A 774-nucleotide genomic window follows, 5' to 3' on the forward strand; every position below is an offset into this window, starting at 1 on the left:
TGTACTCCCCGGATGTGGTGGTCTGGGATGCGGCAGCGCAGCTGCTGCATTACGCCATAGACAGCGAGACGGACGCGCATGTAGCCGCCGTCAGTGTGGCGAACAGTCAGCCCCACGTCGTGAAGTCTGGTCCGCTGGACGTGACTGCGCGGGCGCAACTGACCGGCTTGCCGGTCTTGTCGGGAGGGTGGAAATGATTGAGATCAAGGTGGATGTCGCCGATCTGCAGCGGCGTATGGATCATATGCTGGACTGGCTCGCGCACCGTGAGCCACTGATGCGGGATATAGCGGCACAGCTGCATGAGGCTGTGAATGAAAACTTTGCGCAGCAGGGCCGGCCGGCGTGGTTGGGACTCAAGCGCATAGAATGGAAAGGTGTCAATGATAACCACAAGATATTACAGCGATCCGGGCGGCTTATCAGTAGCATTGTTGAGTACAGCGATAATGACTCTGCCACCGTGGGCACGAATGTGAAGTACGCCGCTATTCACCAGTTCGGCGGGGAAATTAAGAAGAAAGAGCGGCAGCATTCCTTGTATTTTAAGCGCAACAAAAATACGGGGGCATTGAAAATGTCGAAAAAACGTTACGCCGATGCGCGCATAGATGCCACCATCGGCGCACACGCTTTCACTATGCCTGCACGCCCCTTCCTGGCACTGACCGACAGCGACGAGGAGAAAATCGTCACCACCGTCTCCGAGTACCTGTTTAAGTCCCTGTTGTAGCCATTTCCTAAAACGCGCTGTATCGCTCACAGTGCGTTTTT

Annotated in this window: 2 protein-coding genes; both read left to right on the forward strand. The window is 55.6% G+C overall.

The features are described 5' to 3' along the window. Nucleotides 1-197 (forward strand): hypothetical protein (locus tag ADK28_RS32760; protein ID WP_048796462.1); only part of this gene is annotated, 197 nt, incomplete at its 5' end. Beyond that, nucleotides 194-733 carry a phage virion morphogenesis protein gene (locus tag ADK28_RS19890; protein WP_048796463.1) on the forward strand — a complete coding sequence of 180 codons (540 nt, stop codon included), beginning with the start codon at nt 194-196 and terminating at the stop codon, nt 731-733. The genes ADK28_RS32760 and ADK28_RS19890, both read left to right, overlap by 4 nt. Nucleotides 734-774 lie beyond the last annotated feature (41 nt).

Source organism: Serratia sp. 506_PEND, assembly GCF_001076875.1.
In the GTDB taxonomy this organism is placed as follows: domain Bacteria; phylum Pseudomonadota; class Gammaproteobacteria; order Enterobacterales; family Enterobacteriaceae; genus Serratia; species Serratia marcescens.